Origin of the sequence: Pseudomonas sp. DSP3-2-3, from assembly GCF_049898225.1 — a bacterium.
In the GTDB taxonomy this organism is placed as follows: Bacteria; Pseudomonadota; Gammaproteobacteria; order Pseudomonadales; family Pseudomonadaceae; genus Aquipseudomonas.
The window spans coordinates 37903-54740 of sequence record NZ_JAFCXH010000013.1; the positions used below are offsets into that span (position 1 = coordinate 37903).

Sequence of the window (16838 nt, forward strand, 5' to 3'; positions counted from 1 at the left end):
GACATCGTTTGGGGAATCATTACGCCCTTTCGGAGTCGGAACAATGCTCGCCAACCCGGCACTTGATAGCTGGCCGTTGGTTTTTTCATCTGTTTTCGGCGAGGGTTGCTCGTGATTGTTAGTCCCTGTAATGCAGCAAAGACACCTGGCAAACGGTTGCGTAGCGCGCTGTTGGCAAGCTCGGCCCTGATCTGCCTGTTCGGCTCCGCGTCCCTGTGGGCGTTCGATCTGGAAGACGTAGCCGCCAAGGCAAAGGAAATGTCCGGGCGAAAGTACGAAGCTCCGAAGAGCAATTTGCCTGCAGAGTTCCGCGACATGAAGTTCGCGGACTATCAAAAAATTCGTTTCCGTGACGACAAGGCAGAGTGGGCGGCAGACAAGACGCCGTTCAAATTGTCCTTCTACCATCAGGGCATGCATTTCGACACCCCGGTCAAAATCAACGAAGTTACGGCCACCACCGTTGAAGAAATCAAGTACGACAGCAGTCGTTTCGATTTTGGCGACGTGAAAGTCGACCCGAAATCCACCGAGAAACTCGGTTATGCAGGCTTTCGTGTGCTTTACCCGATCAACAAAGACGACAAGCGTGACGAGATCATGACCATGCTGGGCGCGAGTTATTTCCGCGTCATCGGCAAGGATCAGGTCTACGGCCTGTCGGCGCGTGGCATGGCAATCGATACCGCTCTGCCATCGGGCGAAGAATTTCCGCGTTTCACTGAATTCTGGATTGAAAAGCCAGGCGCTGATGACAACCATCTGGTGATCTTCGCGCTGCTGGACTCGCCACGTGCGACTGGCGCCTACAAGCTGACTCTGCGTCCTGGCACCAACACCCTGGTGGACGTCGAGTCGCGCATGTTCCTGCGTGACAAGGTCACCAAGCTGGGCGTTGCGCCATTGACCAGCATGTTCCTGTTCGGTGCCAACCAGCCTTCGCGCGTGCTCAACTATCGTCGCGAGCTGCATGACTCCAGCGGTCTGTCGATTCAGGCAGCCAATGGCGAATGGATCTGGCGTCCGCTGAACAACCCTAAACACCTGTCGGTCAGCAGCTTCTCGGTAGAAAACCCGCGTGGCTTCGGTCTGTTGCAGCGTGGCCGTGAGTTCAGCAGCTACGAAGACCTCGATGACCGTTACGACAAGCGTCCAAGCGCCTGGATCGAACCGAAAGGCGATTGGGGCAAAGGCACCGTCGATCTGGTCGAGATCCCTACTGCCGACGAAACCAACGACAATATCGTTGCGTTCTGGAAGCCGGAAACTCTGCCAGCGCCTGGCGAGCCGGTGAACTTCAACTACCGCATTCACTGGACCATGGATGAAAAATCCATTCATTCGCCGGATCTGGGTTGGGTCAAGCAGACCCTGCGTTCGCTCGGTGACGTGAAACAGTCCAACCTGGTTCGTCAGCCAGACGGCAGTGTTGCCTTCCAGGTCGATTTCGTCGGTCCGGTTCTGGCGCGCTTGCCGGAAGACAAGACCATTCGCAGTCAGGTTATTACCGATGACAACACGGATCTGGTCGAGAACAACCTGCGCTACAACCCGGTTACCAAGGGTTATCGCCTGACGCTGCGCATGAAGGTCAAGGACACCAACAAGCCGATCGAGATGCGCGCTTACCTGCTGCGCGAGATTCCAGCCGAACCGGGCAAGGAACCTGCGGTACTTGTTGCTGACAAAACACATGTTGAAGAGAAAAAAGCTGCACCTAAAGAGGCTGTAAAAGAAGCCCCTAAAGATGCACAGACTGACCTGGCCAAGGCCGCCGCGGGTACGCCTGCAGACGCTGCCAAAGCGGATGCTGCGAAGACCGAAGCAGCCAAGACCGACGTCGCTAAAGACAAAGACGGCAAAGAGATCCAGCAGCCTGTAGCCGAAGCTGCGCCCACCCATCCGGAACCGGCCAAGACGCTGCAAGTCATGACCGAGACCTGGAGCTACCAGTTGCCAGCCGATGAGTAATTCTCTACCGGTGCCAGAGTCGCTCAGCGAATATCTGGCACATCTACCGATGAGCGACGAGCAGCGGGCCGAACTGGCTTCCTGTAAATCGTTCACGGAGCTGCATGAACGTCTTTCGGCACAGTCGATTGCCGATCCAGCCGATGCCGCCCAGGCATCGGTGGGTCGTCGCCTGACGCTGACCACTGCCGACGAGCTGCAAGAAGCCGAGATGCTTGGCGTCGATGCAAGCGGGCGGGTGTGCCTGAAAGCCACGCCTCCTATTCGCCGTACCAAAGTCGTTCCCGAGCCATGGCGGACCAATATTCTGGTTCGCGGCTGGCGACGACTGACCGGGCGTTCCAACCCGGTCGAGCCCGAGCCGGACCGCTTGCCCAAGGCACGCTGGCGCACGGTCGGTTCCACGCGCCGCTATATCCTGCTGATCCTGATGCTGGGTCAAACCATCGTCGCCAGCTGGTACATGAAAGGCATCATGCCGTACCAAGGCTGGTCCCTGGTTTCGCTGGACGAAATCACACACCAGACGTTCGTGCAAACGGCGATGCAAGTGCTGCCGTATGCATTGCAGACCAGTATTCTGTTGCTGTTCGGCATTCTGTTCTGTTGGGTTTCGGCGGGTTTCTGGACTGCTCTGATGGGCTTCCTCGAGTTGCTCACCGGGCGCGATAAGTACCGCATCTCCGGCGCCAGCGCTGGTAATGAGCCGATTGAAAAGGGTGCTCGCACCGCGCTGGTCATGCCGATCTGCAACGAAGATGTGCCCCGGGTTTTCGCCGGTCTGCGCGCTACGTTCGAATCGGTTGCCGCCACCGGTGACCTGGATCGCTTCGATTTCTTCGTGCTCAGCGACACCAATGATTCCGACATCGCCGTGGCCGAGCAGCAAGCCTGGCTTGAGGTGTGTCGCGAGGCCAAAGGTTTCGGCAAGATTTTCTATCGTCGTCGTCGCCGTCGCGTAAAACGCAAAAGCGGCAACCTCGATGACTTCTGCCGTCGCTGGGGCGGTGACTACAAGTACATGGTCGTGCTCGACGCAGACAGCGTGATGAGCGGTGAATGCCTGACCAGTCTGGTGCGCTTGATGGAAGCCACGCCGGACGCCGGTATCATCCAGACCGCGCCACGCGCATCGGGCATGGACACGCTTTATGCACGTATGCAGCAATTCGCGACCCGTGTGTATGGCCCGCTGTTCACCGCCGGCTTGCACTTCTGGCAGTTGGGTGAATCCCACTATTGGGGTCACAACGCGATCATTCGCATGAAGCCGTTCATCGAGCACTGCGCCCTGGCGCCGTTGCCTGGTAAAGGCGCGTTTGCCGGTGCGATTCTCTCCCACGACTTCGTCGAAGCTGCGCTGATGCGCCGTGCCGGCTGGGGCGTGTGGATTGCCTACGATCTGCCGGGCAGCTACGAAGAATTGCCGCCGAACCTGCTGGATGAACTCAAGCGCGACCGTCGCTGGTGTCACGGCAACCTGATGAACTTCCGGTTGTTCCTGGTCAAAGGCATGCACCCGGTTCACCGGGCGGTGTTCTTGACCGGTGTGATGTCCTACCTGTCGGCGCCGTTGTGGTTCTTCTTCCTGGTGTTGTCCACGGCCTTGCTGGCGGTGAACACACTTATGGAGCCGACCTACTTCCTCGAACCGCGTCAGCTGTATCCGTTGTGGCCACAATGGCACCCGGAAAAAGCCGTTGCGTTGTTCTCAACGACGATTGTCCTGCTGTTCCTGCCTAAACTGCTCAGCGTGATTCTGATCTGGGCCAAGGGCGCAGTCGGTTTTGGCGGCAAGTTCAAGGTCACCGCTTCGATGTTGATGGAAATGCTTTTCTCGGTGCTGCTGGCTCCGGTACGCATGCTGTTCCACACCCGCTTCGTACTGGCTGCTTTCCTGGGCTGGGCTGCAACCTGGAACTCTCCGCAGCGCGACGATGACTCCACGCCATGGCTTGAGGCGGTCAAACGGCACGGTCCGCAAACCCTGTTGGGCGCGTGCTGGGCATTGCTGGTGGCTTGGCTGAACCCGAGCTTCCTGTGGTGGCTGGCGCCGATTGTCGGTTCGTTGATGCTGTCGATCCCGGTATCGGTGATCTCAAGCCGCACCAACCTGGGCCTGAAAGCGCGCGACGAGAAGCTGTTCCTGATTCCTGAGGAATACGCGCCGCCGCAAGAGCTGATCTCCACTGATCTCTACACCCATGAAAACCGCTGGCATGCATTGAAGCAGGGTTTCATCCGGGCAGTGGTCGATCCGCAGCAGAATGCCCTGGCCTGTGCGTTGGCGACTTCACGTCACCGTGTGGTCGAGCCTATCGAGTTCGTGCGTACCGAGCGTGTGCGTCACGCGCTTAAAGCCGGTCCCGACAAGCTCGATAACCATGAGCGACTGATGCTGTTGAGCGACCCGGTTGCCCTGGCGCGCTTGCACGAACAGGTCTGGAACGAAAGCCATCCGGAATGGCTGGCGGCCTGGAGAGCCTCCATCGAAGCTGATCCACATGCTCCGTTGTTGCCTCTCAAGCCCGTCGAGCACGAGCCTGAACCTACGTTGGTTCATGCTTGATAGCTGAACGGTAGAAACAAAAACGGCGCCCCGAAAAGGCGCCGTTTTTTATGGGGGTGACGGCGGGAATCACCTGTAGGAGGGAATAAATTCCCGGGTGATCGGCGTCACGTTGTTGGTCGTTTTTGTGGGAGCGAGCTTGCTCGCGAATCGGTCCGTCCAGCACAATTTTCAGCGCTTGGATTATTGCCTTCGCGAGCAAGCTCGCTCCCACAAGGGTTTACCCAAATCAAACCTGAAATTTGCTTACCAATCCCTGCAAACGCGTGCCCAATCTGGCCAGTTCCACGCTCGACGCTGCGGTTTCGTCGCTGGCGGCGGCGGTCTGTTCGGATACGTCGCGCACGCTCAGCACGTTCCGGTTGATTTGTTCGGCCACGGCGCTTTGCTCCTCGCTGGCCGTGGCGATCTGCAAGTTCATGTCCTGAATGTTCGACACGGTGCGGGTGATCTGCTCCAGTGCATTGCCAGCGCGGCGGCTCAATTGCACGCTGTTGTCGGTCAGGCTGCGGCTGCTGTCCAGCGTCGTGGCGACCTGCTGGGTGCCATTCTGCAGTGCGGCGATCAGCTCTTCGATTTCCTCGGTGGACTCCTGCGTGCGCTGCGCCAGGCTTCTGACCTCATCGGCAACCACCGCAAAGCCACGTCCGGCCTCACCGGCCCGCGCCGCCTCGATGGCCGCGTTCAGAGCCAGCAGATTGGTTTGCTGCGCCACCGACTTGATCACGTCGAGGACACCGCCGATCTTGTCGCTTTCTTGTTTGAGCAGATTCATCGCCCGGGTTGAATTGGCCACCTCCTGCGCAAGTTGCTCGATCTGGCCGATGGCTTCGCCTACCACCTGATCACCCTCGCGCGCCTGCCGATCCGCATGGACGGCGGCCTCGGACGCTTGCTGGGCGTTGCGTGCCACTTCCTGCACCGATGCAGTCATCTGATTCATGGCGGTGGCAACCTGATCGGTCTCGTCTTTCTGGTTGTTGATCCCGACGCTGGTTTGCTCGGTCACCGCCGACAATTGCTCCGCGGCACTGGCAATTTGCGTGACACCGTCGCCGATGCCGCCGATCAGATCCCGCAGGCTCAGCGTCATGGCCTGGATGCTCGCTTGCAACTGGCCCATTTCGTCGCTGCGCTCGACGTCCATGTCCTTGCTCAGATCACCCTTGGCGATGCGTTCGGCGGCGTTCAGGGTCTGGCGCAGCGGAGTGATAATCTGTCGGGTGATTATCCAGGCTGCGAGCAGACCCAGCAGCATCGCCAGGCTTGCGACGCCGGTCAGCGTCGTGCGTGAGGTGGCGGCTTCGGCGCTACGCTGGGCGTTTTGCAGGCTGATCAGCTCGGCCACCGAGGCGAGCATTCGGTCGCCCAGATCGTCCAGCCGCTGCTGGGCCGCGTTGATGTTGATCTGCGCCTGTTCCGAGTTTTGTTCCGGCAGGTCGGGCGATTGTTTACGAGCTTGACGCTCGGCACTCAGCTCGGTGAAGGTTGCTTCCATCTTGCTGACGAGCTGGTTTTGCTCGGTCAGTAACCGCAGGCTGGCGTCATCGTCGGTCACCTTGCCCAGCGCTTGCAGGTGAGCTGCCAGCGCATTGAGGCGGTCGACAACATTTTGGGCGTTTTGCGCGCTGTGATCTATGCGAAACATGATCCGCTCGGCGCGCAGATCCTTGGTCATGTTGCTCAGTTGACCGGTGGCGGTCAGCGATTGCGACCAATCGATCATCTTGTCCAGGCCGTGCCAGCCAGTCAGGGTGATTGCCAGGGTAAGTAACAGCACGAGCCCGAAGCCCAGCGCCAGTTTGAGTTTGACGCTCGTATTGCCGAGCGCATGGTTGATCCATCGAAACATGGGGAATCTCCTGCAAGTGAGCCAGACAGGCAGGTCCGAGGCGAGCCCCGGCCTGCGTTGTCAGCGCATCGGCAGGTGAATCAGAAGCGCGACCTGAACAGGTCGTAGGAGATTTCCGAGAAGAAGGACGGGGTGATCAGCGTCACGTTTTTGTAGCTTGTGGGAGCGAGCTTGCTCGCGAATAGGTCCGCGCGCACATTTTTCAGCGCCTGGAACGTTGCCTTCGCGAGCAAGCTCGCTCCCACAGTGGTTACGCAACTACACCCGAAACTTGCTCACCAGCACTTGCAAATGACTACCCAGACGCGCCAGTTCGACGCTGGAGGCGGCGGTTTCTTCGCTGGCGGCGGAGGTCTGTTCGGAGACGTCGCGCACGTTGAGGATGCTGCGGTTGATTTCCTCGGCGGTCGCGCTTTGCTCTTCGGCTGCGGCGGCGATTTGCTGGTTCATCGCCTGGATCGCCGAAACGGTGCGGGTGATGTTTTCCAGCGAGGTGCCAGCACGGCGGGTCAGATCGACGCTGCTGACGGTCAGTTCGCGGCTGTTGTCCATGATGGTCGCCACTTGCTGCGTACCGCTCTGCAAGCCGGAAATCAGCTGCTCGATTTCTTCGGTGGATTTTTGCGTGCGCTGGGCCAGGCTGCGGACCTCATCGGCCACCACGGCAAATCCGCGGCCCGCTTCACCGGCGCGCGCGGCCTCGATGGCGGCGTTCAAGGCCAGCAGGTTGGTTTGCTGCGCCACCGACTTGATCACGTCCAGGACGCTGCCGATCTTGTCGCTCTCGCGCTTGAGTTCGCTCATGGCTTCGGTGGAATTCCCCACTTCGGCAGCCAGGCGTTCGATCTGGGCGATGGCTTCGTTGACTACGCGGTCACCTTCGCGCGCTTGCTGATCGGCAGCCACGGCGGCCTCGGAAGCCTCCTCGGCGTTGCGGGCCACTTCCTGCACGGTGGCGGTCATTTCGTGCATGGCGGTGGCGACCTGATCGGTCTCGACCTTCTGGCTGTTGACCCCGGCGCTGGTTTGCTCGGTCACCGCCGACAGTTGCTCGGCGGCGCTGGCAATTTGTGTGACGCCATCACGGATGCCGCCGATCAGCTCGCGCAGGCTGACGGTCATGCGCTGGATGCTGCCCTGCAACTTGCCCAGCTCGTCCTTACGGTCGATGGTCAGGTTGTTGCTCAGATCACCCGACGCCACGCGCTCGACAATCTGCAAGGTTTGCAGCAACGGCACGACGATCTGACGGGTGATGATCCAGGCCGCGATCACTCCGAACAGCAACGCCAGCGCAGTAGCAATGCTCAACATCGACCGGGCGTTCTGGCTCTCGGTGCCCCGTTTGGCGTACTGATCGGCGCTCAGCTTGTCGCTGACATCGAGCAGGTCCTGGCCAGCCTTGGTCATTTTTTCCAAGGCCTGTTTACCGGCCAGTTGGCCATCGCGGTACTGCGCCACGGCTGCCTGATAGGCTTTAAGTCCGACAATGGCAGTCTGCAACTGCCCCAGATAAACCGGTGGGATACTGCCGGCCAGTGCATTGATGCCGACCAGCGCCTGATCGATTCCGGCGTTGGCGTTCTTTTCGAACTCGGCCTTGCCGCTGTAGGTGTAACCGCGCACCTGATAACGCGCTTGCTGGATCAGTTTGCTGACCTCAACCGCACCATTGAATTGCAGCATGTCGTCGCCCTGCAACAGCGACGCTTCGACCTTGTTGATCTCGGCCACGGCCTTGTCTGCAGCGTCGCCCATCAGGCCTCGGCTGGCTTCCCGGGAAGCAATGGCCTTGGTCATTTCAACAAACGCCTGGCGGTATTCACTGGCCGATTGTTGCTGCGCGTCCAGCCACTTCAGGCTTTCGGGGCTGGCAACCTGGCTGCGGGCTTTTTTCAGCACTCCGTCCAGGTTGTCCAGAGTGGTGGCCACAGCCGCTGCCGATTCGGCATCGTACTGCCGCTCGTAGACCAGGCGCTTGACGCGCAGCTCCATCGTCTGGTCGCTGACTTCCTCAATGGACGCCAGCTTGTCGCCGCGCTCAATCAAGGACGTCACGCTCAGCCAGCCAGTGATGGTAATCAACACGGTCATTAACAACACCAGGCCGAAGCCCACTGCCAGCTTGAGACTGACGCTCATGTTTCCGAGGGCTTGGGTGAACCAGCGCGGCATGGTGCAACTCCTTGTAGCGAATAATTGTAGGCGTAGTCCTACATCGGCTGTCAGAAGGGAAACTGAAGGCGCAGCGCCCTCGAATGAGGGGATTAGAAAAGGCGGGCGAGGAGGGCGGTGACGGCGGTTTCGACACGCAGGATGCGCTCTCCGAGCTGCACAGGCTGCAGGCCGGACTTGGCCAGCAGGTCGATTTCATAAGGAATCCAGCCGCCTTCGGGACCTATCGCGAGTGTTACAGGTTGTTGCGCCGCTCTCGGGCAGGCCGGGAATTGGCCGGGATGCCCCACCAGCCCGAGCGTGCCTTCGACCAATTGCGGCAGACAGTCCTCGACGAAGGGCTTGAAGCGCTTCTCGATGATGATTTCCGGCAGCACGCTGTCCCGGGCCTGCTCCAGGCCGAGGATCAACTGCTCGCGAATGGCCGCAGGCTCCAGGAACGGGGTCTGCCAGAAGCTCTTCTCGACCCGGTAACTGTTGAGCAGGATGACTTTCGGCACGCCCATGGTCGCCACGGTCTGGAACACCCGACGCAGCATCTTCGGCCGAGGCAGGGCCAGCAGCAGGGTCAAGGGCAGTTTGGCGGGCGGTGCGCTGTCGAGGCTGACGCGCAGTTCCGCTTCGTGATCTTCCAGACGCAGCAACTCGGCATTGCCCATCAAGCCGCCAATCCGGCCGACGCGCAGGCTGTCGCCCACCACGACGCGATGCACCTCTTGCATGTGCTTGAGGCGCCGGTCGCGCAGGATGACCCGGTCAGCCGCAATGAAGTCGGCGTCTTCGAGAAGCAGCAGATTCACGGCTGAGTCGCAGGCGGCTGATCTTGCTTGTCTTCATCGGGCTGGTCTTCAGGATGATCGCCACGCTTGGTGATCATCGAGCTGCACAACACGCCGATTTCGAACAGCAGCCACATCGGCACCGCGAGCAGGGTCTGGGAGAAAATGTCCGGCGGGGTCAGGATCATGCCGACCACGAAGCAACCGATGACCACGTAAGGGCGGATCTTGCGCAGGTACTTCACGTCAACGATGCCGATCCACACCAGCAACACCACGGCCACCGGAATCTCGAACGCCACGCCAAAGGCGAAGAACAGCGTCATGACGAAGTCCAGGTAACTGGCGATGTCCGTCATCATCGACACGCCTTCGGGCGTCACGCTGGCGAAGAAGTGGAAAATCAGCGGGAAAACCAGGTAATAGGCGAAGGCCATACCCGAATAAAACAGGATGATGCTCGACACCAGAAGCGGCACGGCGACGCGTTTTTCGTGCTTGTACAGGCCCGGTGCGATGAAGCCCCAGATCTGGTGCAGGATGACCGGCATGGCCAGAAACAGCGCGACCATCATGGTCAGCTTGAACGGCGTGATGAACGGCGAGGCCACGTCGGTGGCGATCATCGTCGCGCCTTCGGGCAGGAACACCCGCAGCGGCGCCGAGACGAAGGTGTAGATCTTCTGGGTGAAGTAAAACAGGCAGCCGAAGATTACAAAGATCGCCAGAACGCAGCGCAGCAGGCGTGAGCGGAGTTCTGTGAGGTGCGAGACCAGCGGCATTTGCTGGTCGTTTTCCGGAATATCGCTCATGGGGCTCGCGGGGGCAGTGACGAATCGTTGGCGGAAGGCGCGCTAGGAATTGGCGTCGGTTCGGCGTGCGGCAATGCTTCAACAGGCGTCGCTTCGACAGGTTTTGCCGGCTCGACCGGCACTGTATCGGCAGGCGTAGTCCCGGCAGGTGCAGCAGGGCCAAGTTCGGCAGGTGTCGGCGCGGGCGGGGTAACCGGCACCGTGGAGACAACCGGCTCGGTCGGTGCAGTGCTTGCCTCAACAGCAGCCGCAGGTGCTGCGGCAGCCGGTTGCGGCGACATGATTTTGCGCGCTTCCTGCTCCAGCGACAGAATGTGTTCGTTATGCAGCTGCCGACGGATTTCGTCGGCGCCGATTTCGCGTTCAACTTCCTGTTTGATCGCATTGAAGCTGCGTTTCAACCGGCCTACCCAGAGTCCGGCGGTGCGCGCGGCACCTGGCAGACGCTCCGGCCCCAGCACCAGCAAGGCGACGAGACCGACGAGCAGCAGTTCAGAGAAGCTGATACCAAACATTCGATACGACCTAGTCTTTGCGGATTGGCTCTTCGACTTTGTGCGCTTGCGCGTCGATCGTGTGCGGCTGGTTCAGGGGCGAGCCCTGTGGCGCGGCCTGCGGTGGCTGCTGCGGCTGCACCGGCGGCGGAGCCTGATCGGCTTTTTCTTCATCGCTCATGGCTTTGCGAAAGCCCTTGATCGACTCGCCGACATCAGTACCCAGGCCCTTGAGCTTCTTGGTGCCGAAAATCAGTACCACGACAACCAGGATGACGATCCAGTGTTTCCAGTCAAAAATACCCATGAAGCATTCCTCGTAGAAGTTTCAAATTCGAAAATTGACAATCAGTCGGCCGGGCGCGCGGCTTTTTCCGCATGGCCCGACAGGCCGAAACGGCGGTCCAGTTCATCGAGCACCGCTTGTGGATGCTGACCCAGCGCGGCAAGCATCACCATGCTGTGAAACCACAGGTCAGCGGTCTCATAGATGACATCGCTGCAATCGCCGCTGACGGCGGCATCCTTGGCAGCAATGATCGTTTCGACCGACTCTTCGCCGACCTTTTCCAGAATCTTGTTCAGACCCTTGTGATACAGGCTGGCGACGTAGGAGCTGTCGGCAGCCGCGCCTTTGCGTGATTCCAGCACTTGGGCCAGGCGGGACAAGGTATCAGTCATGTTTCAGTGTCCTGCGTGATAAATGGAGTCCGGATCTTTCAGCACCGGGTCCACGGTCTTCCAGCCGGCATCGTCATAGACGCGGTAGAAACAGCTTTCGCGACCGGTATGGCAAGCAATACCGCCGATTTGCTCGACCATCATGATGATCACGTCGGCGTCGCAGTCCAGGCGCAGCTCATGCAGTTTCTGCACATGGCCCGATTCTTCGCCTTTGCGCCAGAGTTTGCCACGTGAACGCGACCAATAGATGGCGCGATTTTCGGCGGCAGTCAGGCTCAGCGCCTCACGGTTCATCCACGCCATCATCAACACGCGCCCGGTCTTGTGATCCTGGGCAATCGCCGGCACCAGACCGTCGCTGTCCCACTTGATTTCGTCCAGCCAGTCTTTCATATCTACTCCGGCAGCCGGGCTTGGGGCCTCGGCGGGTTGAACAGTGTGCCAGCGGCCAGCGCCGCTGGCTATCGGCGCACGACCAGATACAAACCGGCAACGAGCATGATCCACGCCGGCCAGGCAGTGGGCGCAACCAGTGCGCCACCGTCTGCCGCCAGCGTCGAGGCCATCACCGCGCCGCCAGCCAGCAACCCGGCGCCCAGCAGACGCAAGGCCCAGCCGTCGCCGCGCTCGCGCCAGGGTGGCGGCGGATCGTTGGCGTGGGGCTGGGACATGCGCTCCAGCAGGTCGCGGGTCATGTTGGCCAGATGCGGAATCTGCTCGACCTGGGATTGCAGGTTGCCGAACAGGGTTTTCGGGCTGACGCGCTCGCGCATCCAGCGTTCCAGGAACGGTTGGGCGGTGCTCCACAGGTCCAGGTCCGGGTACAACTGGCGACCCAGGCCTTCGATGTTCAACAGGGTTTTCTGCAGCAGCACCAGTTGCGGCTGGACTTCCATGTTGAAGCGTCGCGCGGTCTGGAACAGGCGCATCAGCACCTGGCCGAAGGAAATATCCTTGAGCGGCTTCTCGAAGATCGGCTCGCACACGGTGCGGATTGCCGCTTCGAACTCGTTGAGCTTGGTTTCGGCCGGCACCCAACCCGAATCAATGTGCAGCTGCGCCACGCGGCGGTAATCGCGCTTGAAGAAAGCAAACAGGTTACGCGCCAGATAGTCCTGGTCTTCCGGAGTCAGGCTGCCGACGATTCCGCAGTCGATGGCGATGTATTGCGGGCTCCACGGGTTGACCGTGCTGACGAAAATATTGCCGGGGTGCATGTCGGCGTGGAAAAAACTGTCGCGGAACACCTGGGTGAAGAAAATCTCCACGCCACGTTCGGCGAGCATTTTCATGTCGGTGCGCTGATCGGCCAGGGTCGCCAGATCGGTGACCTGAATGCCGTAGATGCGCTCCATGACCAGCACTTTTGGCCGGCACCAGTCCCAATAGACTTGCGGCACATACAGCAACTGCGAGCCTTCGAAGTTGCGGCGCAGCTGACTGGAGTTGGCCGCTTCGCGCAGCAGGTCCAGTTCGTCGTAAATGGTTTTTTCGTAATCGGCGACCACGTCGACCGGATGCAGCAGGCGCGCGTCGGCGGACATGCGCTCGGCGGTGCGGGCCAGAATGAACAACCACGCCAGATCCTGGCCGATGATCGGTTTGAGGCCCGGACGCACCACTTTGACGACGACTTCTTCGCCGGTCTTGAGCTTGGCGGAGTGGACTTGCGCAACTGACGCCGAGGCCAGCGGCGTGACATCAAAGCGGCTGAACACTTCGCTGATCTTCGCACCCAGCTGCTCTTCGATCAGCTTGATTGCCAGTTGCGGATCGAATGGCGGCACGCGGTCCTGCAGCAGCATCAGCTCATCGGCGATGTCTTCCGGCAACAGGTCGCGGCGGGTGGACAGCAATTGGCCGAACTTGATGAAGATCGGCCCCAGATCCTGCAACGCCATGCGCAGTCGAGCGCCGCGCGGCAGCTCTGACACCTTGCGCGGAAACCAGCGCCACGGCATGACAAAACGCAGGGCGAGCATCCACCACGGCAGCGGCAGGGCGAACAGCAAGTCATCGAGACGGTAGCGGATCACGACACGCTGGATGCGGAACAGACGGCGGACGGCAAGCAACTTCATGCGTTATCGCTGGAATTAAGGGATTGGGCGAGGCGCTCAAAGCGCGCCTCAAGGCGTTCCAGATCGAGTTTGATCTGATCGAGTTCGGCGAAACGTGCTTCGGCTTCGTGCGTACCTACCAGTGTGCGCGATTCTTCGCTCAGGTAATCCGCAAGATTCTGACTCATGCTGGCGAAGCTTTCGCTGCTCCAGCGGGCGCGGCTGCGCAGATGATTGCCCAACAGCGTGCTGGCGACCGGGCCAAGCCAGCGCGACAGCTCGAATTCCCAGTCCAGCTCCAGGTCTTGCAGGATGCCGAACAGTTCCAGCAACACTGAACTGTCGCCATCCAGCTCGACATCCGGGCCGTGCAACACGGCGCTCTTGTCCTGGCTCAAGGCCAGGCGCATCAGGCTCGCGGCCGGCGCACGCAATGCGCAATCGGCCTCGACTTCCCAGTGCGCGGCGAGCATCAAGCCTTCTTCGCTGGGCAGGATGAACAGCTGCAATGCCGGGTTCCGGCAGTCAACTGCGATCACCTTGCCGCCCAGACGCTCCAGACGCGGCAATGCCGTGCTGTCCAGGCGCAGCACACGGTTCAGCCCGTGCTCGACACTGGCGAGCAAGCCGCGCAGCAACATCAGGGCTTGATGCCGCGATGCAGCGCAACAACACCGGCTGTCATGTTGTGATAGGTCACGCGGTCAAAACCGGCTTCGACCATCATCGATTTCAGGGTTTCCTGATTCGGGTGCATGCGGATCGACTCCGCCAGATAGCGGTAGCTTTCCGAATCGTTGGTGACCAGCTTGCCCATCAGCGGCATGAAGGCGAACGAGTACGCGTCATAGGCCTTGGACATCAGCTTGTTGGTCGGCTTGGAGAACTCCAGCACCAACAGACGACCGCCCGGCTTGAGCACGCGCAGCATGGAGCGCAGCGCGTCTTCCTTGTGCGTCACGTTGCGCAGGCCGAAGGCAATGGTCACGCAGTCGAAATGGTTGTCCGGGAACGGCAGCTTTTCAGCGTCGGCCTGGACGAACTTGACGTTGCCGGCGACGCCCAGATCCAGCAGGCGGTCGCGACCGACCTTGAGCATGGAGGCGTTGATGTCGGCCAGCACCACTTCGCCGGTCGGGCCGACAAGGTGCGAGAATTTTTTGGTCAGGTCGCCCGTGCCGCCGGCGATGTCCAGCACACGGTTGCCCGTGCGTACGCCCGAAAGCTCGATGGCAAAGCGTTTCCAGAGGCGGTGCATGCCACCGGACAGCAGGTCGTTCATCAAGTCGTATTTGGCCGCGACGGAGTGGAACACCTCCGCAACTTTCTCGGCCTTCTGGCTTTCCGGCACATTTTTGTAACCGAAGTGAGTCGTGGGTTCGGCATCGCTGCCTTTGCGCGGATCGTTCATATCGCGGTCACCGGAATAAAGTGCGGCCATTCTAATCGTCGTGGCTGGCTTTGTCTTGACAAGGCTCATCGACAACAGTTTCTTCATTCAGAGCGGCTGTTATAGTTGCGCCACGATTTACCTTGCGCTGAAGGAGTCCTTTGATGGCCCGAATTACAGTTGAACGCCCGCATGCACTGGGCAAAGAAAAGGCCCGCGAGAAGGCTGAAGTGCTGGTGGAAAAGCTGGCGGAAAAATATGGCATCGCCCATGAGTGGAACGGCGACAGCGTCGAACTCAACGGCAAGGGCGCCAAAGGCAGCGTCGATGTCGAAGACGCACTGGTGCGGGTCAACCTTGAGCTGAACTTCTTTTTGTCGGCCATGAGCGGGCAGATCCAGGCTGAGGTCGAGAAGCAGCTGGATAAGGCGTTGGTGTCGTAAGTCGCTTCAATCCCGTAGGAGCGGCTTTAGCCGGGAAGAGGTCGGTTCATTCACTACATTTCGTGGTTAGAAATGCCGCCTTCCCGGATAAATTCGGTCCCACATGTTTGGTGTTCGCCGGGCGACAACGCCGTATCAACAAGATGGCAATCTCCAACAAATCCGGCTATCACCAACCTAGGGTGAGCATTCTAATTTTTCCGCCTACTTTGTGCCTATGCCCCATTCCCACGGGGATGATCCTCCAACATTTCGATCCCGAGGTGCAGCATGGCCAAAGTAAGGTTGTTGAAGAAAAAAGCCGAAGACGACCAGGAAACGGCGCTTTCCGAAGTCAGACTCTATGCGCGTAAAATCTGGCTCGCCGGGCTGGGTGCTTATTCCTGGGCCGAGCAGGAAGGCAGCGATTACATCAAAGAGCTGATCCGTACCGGCGAAGAAACCGAAAAGAAAGCCAAACGGGTTATCGACGAAAAAGTCGAAGCGGCGAACAGCGAAATCGTGGCCTTCACCGATGATGTGGCCGAAGTCGCAGACAATGTTGAAAGCCGGTTGGACAAGATCGAAAACGCCTTTGATCGGCGTGTTGCCAGTGCCCTGAATCGCATTGGCATCCCATCCAGACATGACGTCGAGACACTCTCTGCTAAGCTCGATGGGCTGACGGCATTGCTCGAACGTGTCGTAGACAAAAAATAAGGAGAGCGGGATGGCTGGCAAGAAAAAACTCGAGAAAGAAGGCAGCTCCTGGATCGGCGGAGTCGAAAAATACTCCCGTCAAATCTGGCTGGCTGGTCTGGGCGCTTACTCTAAAGTCAGCAATGACGGCAGTAAGCTGTTTGAAACCCTCGTCAAAGATGGCGAGAAGGCTGAGAAAGAATCCAAAGCCGATATCGACAAGCAGGTCGATGAAGTCAAAGGCAAGGCGAAGTCGCGCGTGGGTGATGTGAAGGACCTTGCGCTGGGTAAATGGAGCGAGCTGGAAGGGGCTTTCGACAAGCGTCTGAACAGTGCCATTTCCCGCCTGGGCGTGCCGAGCCGCAATGAAGTCAAGGCGCTGCACAACAAGGTTGATCTGCTGACCCGGCAGATCGAAAAGCTGACCGGCGAATCGGTACCGCCGGTTACTCGTGCGTCGGCATCCCGGCCCAAAGCCACGGCCAAGCCGTTGGTCAAGGCCGCCGCCAAGACCGTCGCCAAAACCGCTGATAAAGTCGCGAGCAAAACCGCAGCGGCCAAACCAGCTGTGAAAGCGGCAGCCGCCAAACCGGTTGCAGCCGCCAACAAAGCGGCGACGGCCACGGCCAGCAAGGCTAAAACGGTAGCGGCCAAGGCTTCTGCGCCGAAGAAACCGGCAGCGCCAAAAAAACCTGCTGCACCGAAGACCGCAGCCGCCAAACCGGCCGCTGCGAAACCTGCGGCAAAACCTGCGACCACTCCGGCCGCAAGCGCTACACCGGCTGCCAGCACTCCGGCAGCTTCCCCGGCAGCGAGCACGAACTCGACATCGTCGACGCCAGCCAGCCAGTCCTGATTCAAGGCTGGATAACAAAAAACCCGACCTGTGTGAGCAGGTCGGGTTTTTTGTCGACAGATCCGGTCACGTCCG

General features: G+C 59.8%; 16 protein-coding genes and 2 pseudogenes. 5 read left to right on the forward strand and 13 right to left on the reverse strand.

What is annotated here, in order from left to right; genetic code table 11:
- The first annotated feature begins 105 nt into the window (after nt 1–105).
- Complete coding sequence (locus ACP7E4_RS16375; protein WP_426116046.1) at nt 106–1971, forward strand: glucan biosynthesis protein G; 1866 nt, start codon at nt 106–108, stop codon at nt 1969–1971.
- Nucleotides 1964–4540 (forward strand): glucans biosynthesis glucosyltransferase MdoH, encoded by a 2577-nt coding sequence (mdoH, locus tag ACP7E4_RS16380; RefSeq protein ID WP_426116048.1) that lies wholly within the window; start codon nt 1964–1966, stop codon nt 4538–4540. Before ACP7E4_RS16375 ends, mdoH begins: the two co-directional genes overlap by 8 nt.
- A 229-nt stretch (nt 4541–4769) precedes the next feature.
- Here mdoH and ACP7E4_RS16385 read toward each other — a convergent pair whose 3' ends face one another.
- The 13 genes and pseudogenes from ACP7E4_RS16385 to ubiE form a co-directional block, all read right to left on the reverse strand.
- The gene (locus ACP7E4_RS16385) at nt 4770–6392 is read right to left on the reverse strand and encodes a methyl-accepting chemotaxis protein (RefSeq protein WP_426116050.1); all 1623 of its coding nucleotides are present in this window, start codon (nt 6390–6392) and stop codon (nt 4770–4772) included.
- 80 nt (nt 6393–6472) lie between these two features.
- A complete protein-coding gene (locus ACP7E4_RS16390) occupies nt 6473–6625 on the reverse strand; it encodes a hypothetical protein (RefSeq protein ID WP_426116052.1) in 153 nt (50 codons plus the stop codon).
- 25 nt (nt 6626–6650) lie between these two features.
- Nucleotides 6651–7700, reverse strand: a pseudogene (locus tag ACP7E4_RS16395) (methyl-accepting chemotaxis protein); the annotation flags it as partial.
- Between the two features lie 24 nt (nt 7701–7724).
- Nucleotides 7725–8567 (reverse strand): annotated as a pseudogene (locus tag ACP7E4_RS16400) (methyl-accepting chemotaxis protein); the annotation flags it as partial.
- Between the two features lie 92 nt (nt 8568–8659).
- Entirely contained in the window at nt 8660–9367 is a 708-nt protein-coding gene (locus ACP7E4_RS16405) for a 16S rRNA (uracil(1498)-N(3))-methyltransferase (RefSeq protein WP_426116054.1), read from the reverse strand.
- Entirely contained in the window at nt 9364–10158 is a 795-nt protein-coding gene (gene tatC, locus ACP7E4_RS16410) for a twin-arginine translocase subunit TatC (RefSeq protein WP_426116056.1), read from the reverse strand. The genes ACP7E4_RS16405 and tatC overlap by 4 nt, the downstream gene beginning before the upstream one ends.
- Nucleotides 10155–10673: a Sec-independent protein translocase protein TatB gene (tatB, locus tag ACP7E4_RS16415; protein ID WP_426116058.1), complete on the reverse strand. Its 519-nt coding sequence runs from the start codon at nt 10671–10673 to the stop codon at nt 10155–10157. Before tatB ends, tatC begins: the two co-directional genes overlap by 4 nt.
- A gap of 10 nt (nt 10674–10683) precedes the next feature.
- Nucleotides 10684–10959 (reverse strand): twin-arginine translocase TatA/TatE family subunit, encoded by a 276-nt coding sequence (locus ACP7E4_RS16420; RefSeq protein WP_426116060.1) that lies wholly within the window; start codon nt 10957–10959, stop codon nt 10684–10686.
- Nucleotides 10960–11000: 41 nt separating this feature from the next.
- Nucleotides 11001–11333, reverse strand: coding sequence for a phosphoribosyl-ATP diphosphatase (locus tag ACP7E4_RS16425; protein WP_426116062.1), 333 nt, complete (start codon nt 11331–11333; stop codon nt 11001–11003).
- A gap of 3 nt (nt 11334–11336) precedes the next feature.
- A complete protein-coding gene (gene hisI / locus ACP7E4_RS16430) occupies nt 11337–11729 on the reverse strand; it encodes a phosphoribosyl-AMP cyclohydrolase (RefSeq protein WP_331149402.1) in 393 nt (130 codons plus the stop codon).
- A gap of 68 nt (nt 11730–11797) precedes the next feature.
- Nucleotides 11798–13417: a ubiquinone biosynthesis regulatory protein kinase UbiB gene (ubiB, locus tag ACP7E4_RS16435; protein WP_426116064.1), complete on the reverse strand. Its 1620-nt coding sequence runs from the start codon at nt 13415–13417 to the stop codon at nt 11798–11800.
- The gene (locus ACP7E4_RS16440) at nt 13414–14037 is read right to left on the reverse strand and encodes a ubiquinone biosynthesis accessory factor UbiJ (protein ID WP_426116066.1); all 624 of its coding nucleotides are present in this window, start codon (nt 14035–14037) and stop codon (nt 13414–13416) included. The genes ubiB and ACP7E4_RS16440 overlap by 4 nt, the downstream gene beginning before the upstream one ends.
- Entirely contained in the window at nt 14037–14807 is a 771-nt protein-coding gene (gene ubiE, locus ACP7E4_RS16445; RefSeq protein WP_020293519.1) for a bifunctional demethylmenaquinone methyltransferase/2-methoxy-6-polyprenyl-1,4-benzoquinol methylase UbiE, read from the reverse strand. Before ubiE ends, ACP7E4_RS16440 begins: the two co-directional genes overlap by 1 nt.
- Before the next feature lie 143 nt (nt 14808–14950).
- On the opposite strand from ubiE, the gene ACP7E4_RS16450 reads away from it, so the two are divergent.
- The 3 genes from ACP7E4_RS16450 (at nt 14951) to ACP7E4_RS16460 (ending at nt 16763) form a co-directional block, all read left to right on the forward strand.
- The gene (locus tag ACP7E4_RS16450) at nt 14951–15229 is read left to right on the forward strand and encodes a polyhydroxyalkanoic acid system family protein (RefSeq protein ID WP_426116068.1); all 279 of its coding nucleotides are present in this window, start codon (nt 14951–14953) and stop codon (nt 15227–15229) included.
- 270 nt (nt 15230–15499) lie between these two features.
- The gene (locus ACP7E4_RS16455) at nt 15500–15928 is read left to right on the forward strand and encodes a phasin family protein (RefSeq protein WP_426116070.1); all 429 of its coding nucleotides are present in this window, start codon (nt 15500–15502) and stop codon (nt 15926–15928) included.
- Nucleotides 15929–15938: 10 nt separating this feature from the next.
- Nucleotides 15939–16763: a phasin family protein gene (locus ACP7E4_RS16460; RefSeq protein ID WP_426116072.1), complete on the forward strand. Its 825-nt coding sequence runs from the start codon at nt 15939–15941 to the stop codon at nt 16761–16763.
- The last annotated feature ends 75 nt before the right edge of the window (nt 16764–16838 follow it).

Coding starts and splice junctions, on each gene's coding strand:
- ACP7E4_RS16440 (WP_426116066.1), bottom strand. CDS start 14,037: ATGTTGCTGCGCGGCTTGCTCGCCAGTGTCGAGCACGGGCTGAACCGT.
- tatC (WP_426116056.1), bottom strand. CDS start 10,158: ATGAGCGATATTCCGGAAAACGACCAGCAAATGCCGCTGGTCTCGCAC.
- ACP7E4_RS16455 (WP_426116070.1), top strand. CDS start 15,500: ATGGCCAAAGTAAGGTTGTTGAAGAAAAAAGCCGAAGACGACCAGGAA.
- ACP7E4_RS16385 (WP_426116050.1), bottom strand. CDS start 6,392: ATGTTTCGATGGATCAACCATGCGCTCGGCAATACGAGCGTCAAACTC.
- ACP7E4_RS16460 (WP_426116072.1), top strand. CDS start 15,939: ATGGCTGGCAAGAAAAAACTCGAGAAAGAAGGCAGCTCCTGGATCGGC.
- ACP7E4_RS16425 (WP_426116062.1), bottom strand. CDS start 11,333: ATGACTGATACCTTGTCCCGCCTGGCCCAAGTGCTGGAATCACGCAAA.
- ubiE (WP_020293519.1), bottom strand. CDS start 14,807: ATGAACGATCCGCGCAAAGGCAGCGATGCCGAACCCACGACTCACTTC.
- ACP7E4_RS16420 (WP_426116060.1), bottom strand. CDS start 10,959: ATGGGTATTTTTGACTGGAAACACTGGATCGTCATCCTGGTTGTCGTG.
- mdoH (WP_426116048.1), top strand. CDS start 1,964: ATGAGTAATTCTCTACCGGTGCCAGAGTCGCTCAGCGAATATCTGGCA.
- ACP7E4_RS16450 (WP_426116068.1), top strand. CDS start 14,951: ATGGCCCGAATTACAGTTGAACGCCCGCATGCACTGGGCAAAGAAAAG.
- ubiB (WP_426116064.1), bottom strand. CDS start 13,417: ATGAAGTTGCTTGCCGTCCGCCGTCTGTTCCGCATCCAGCGTGTCGTG.
- hisI (WP_331149402.1), bottom strand. CDS start 11,729: ATGAAAGACTGGCTGGACGAAATCAAGTGGGACAGCGACGGTCTGGTG.
- tatB (WP_426116058.1), bottom strand. CDS start 10,673: ATGTTTGGTATCAGCTTCTCTGAACTGCTGCTCGTCGGTCTCGTCGCC.